4 protein-coding genes are annotated in these 2,287 nt (G+C 50.4%); all 4 read left to right on the forward strand.

Annotated elements, in window-relative coordinates:
• On the forward strand, nt 1–353 hold a 353-nt coding region (locus OXH16_10625; GenBank protein ID MCY3681844.1), incomplete at its 5' end, for a hypothetical protein.
• Nucleotides 354–389: 36 nt separating this feature from the next.
• Complete coding sequence (locus OXH16_10630; protein ID MCY3681845.1) at nt 390–1,379, forward strand: hypothetical protein; 990 nt, start codon at nt 390–392, stop codon at nt 1,377–1,379.
• A 57-nt stretch (nt 1,380–1,436) separates the two neighbouring features.
• A complete protein-coding gene (locus tag OXH16_10635) occupies nt 1,437–1,805 on the forward strand; it encodes a type II toxin-antitoxin system RelE/ParE family toxin (GenBank protein ID MCY3681846.1) in 369 nt (122 codons plus the stop codon).
• Nucleotides 1,806–1,809: 4 nt separating this feature from the next.
• Complete coding sequence (locus tag OXH16_10640) at nt 1,810–2,136, forward strand: helix-turn-helix transcriptional regulator (GenBank protein MCY3681847.1); 327 nt, start codon at nt 1,810–1,812, stop codon at nt 2,134–2,136.
• Nucleotides 2,137–2,287: the final 151 nt, after the last annotated feature.

Raw genomic sequence — 2,287 nt, forward strand, 5'->3', positions numbered from 1 at the left:
CCGTTTCTTTTTTGTACATGGGCAACTATTACAACAATGGCATCGACCGCAAACCTATCGAAAAGATCGTCGATTGGATCAATGTCTTGTGCTACAGCGGCTCGCCGGAAGAGGCCAGCCAAAGGGCGCAGGAGACCCTAGCCGGCATGGACGATCCGTCTATGCTGATCTGCGGCCTGAACGGACACAAGCCCATAGACAGCGCCGAACAGATGCGAGAGATCATTACTGCGATTTACGAAACGGGGGCTCGCCGGTTCTCGTATTACAATTATGGTATGATTTCCCGGCGCAATCTCAAGTGGATTGCCAAGGCCATTGCTGCGGTGCGAGCGCTCGATGCAGGTGCGTAGGAAGATTCCCTCAAAGCAAGATAAGGAAGTTACACGATGAGTGATGTGTTTTTGCTAGAAGCTGGGTTTTCAAAGGCCGTGTCAGATGATATGCCTCTGCTCCAAGAACTCAGTAGCCAAATCCGGGGGAGATTTTCCGATCTGCCAGAGTCTCTTTCGACTATCGGCGATAATATAGAAATCTGGCTTTCCTACTTTAGCCAACCTCATCCGTGGCTCCGTGAATCAGAAAACTTGAGAAATCGAGCATTGGCACTGGATATTACGGAAGAGATCAAGAAGGTTCTTGATGAGAAGGAGCAATTAGTAGCCCAGAACGAGTGCCCAAGCTGGTTACTTACACTGACGCAGCATTGGCACAAAAATCAGGCCGGGGTCATTAGCCTCAATTACGATACTCTGGTAGAACGAGCCGCAGGCAAAATTAGCACTGGACAACGCCAAGACTCTCACCTGTGTGCCGAGCATCTCTACCCCGTAAAATTCACTCTATCTACTAGGAGGGATGCAGTAGTGCCCGGTCCAGAAGTAGCAGACTCCTTTACACTGTTCAAGCTGCACGGGTCAACCAACTGGTACTATTCAGGTGCTTCTGAATCCACCGGGGAGGTGATTTACTATAGCCATATTGAAGGATGGGTTGCCAATTCTTCTAGGGAAAGTAATTCAAAGCAGGAAGTAAGCGACAAGGTTACTCTAATCGTTCCTCCCACGACAGAAAAAGTCGGGTTTTTCCAGCACGAGTCATTGAAGCGTATTTGGACCCAAGCATTGTCGTCCTTACGCACGGCAACTAGGCTCTTCATTATTGGATATTCACTCCCGATGACCGACTTGGCCGTTCGTCTGTTCCTCCATGACGGAGCTCTGGTAAGCGACCGTAAGAAGGAGTTGTATATTGTCAATCGGGATAGCAGCGTTATTGACCATTATACCAAGTTGTTAGGTAAGGCATTTGATATAAAGGATGAGTTTGTCGGAGATAAAGCGATCGAAAGATTCGTAGAAAAGGTCGAGGATCTTTGAGGCCCTTACAGTCAACATGGGACTTGTGCGATTATGGTGAAAACACCATAATTAGACATGGCCATAGAGATACTGAAGCCTGTCGAATGGGTCGGCTCAAGCAGAGAAGACCTGAAGAAGTTTCCAGCCATCGTGCAGGACCGAGTCGGCTTTGCTTTGTATCAGGCCCAAGTTGGACTCAAACATCGCACTGCCAAACCGCTTAAAGGATTGGGTGCCAATGTGTTGGAGGTAATCTCACGCCAAGACGGTGACACCTATCGGACGGTGTACACAGTCCGTTTTAAGGCAGCCATCTATGTCCTACATGCCTTCCAGAAGAAGGCCAAGCGGGGTATTGCAACACCGAAGCAGGAGATTGATCTGGTCAAGCACAGACTGAAGGCAGCAGAGCAGCATTATGCGGACACCTATGGTGAAGGGTAGCTCAATGAAGACAAAAAAAATGAAAATTGAACGCGGCAGCGGAAACGTGTTCGCGGATCTGGGACATCCTGACGCCGAAACTCACCTATTAAAGGCAGAACTTGTCACCCGCATTGATAAGATCATTCGTCAGCGTGGGCTCAAACAGGCCGAGGCGGCGAAGTTGCTCGGGCTGTCCCAACCTGATGTTTCGCGTCTCCTGCGGGGAAATTTTCGAGAGTACTCTGTGGAGCGTCTCCTGCGTCTTTTGACGGCGCTTGGGCGCAATGTGGAAATCGTCATCCGCGAGCCTCGTTCACAGCGACAGGGCCGCCTCAGTATCAGAGCGTAAGCGATCCAACCATGCCTATTTGGGAGCCATCCCACACGTCACTCCGGCAACGCCAGCGCCACTAGCTGCGGCACCCCGCGGTCGTCATTGATTGGAAATACGATATACTGACGCCCGTCGGCCATATAGCTGATGGGACTGCCGTTGGGCT

The sequence above is a fragment of the Gemmatimonadota bacterium genome, from assembly GCA_026705765.1.
GTDB lineage: Bacteria > Latescibacterota > UBA2968 > UBA2968 > UBA2968 > VXRD01.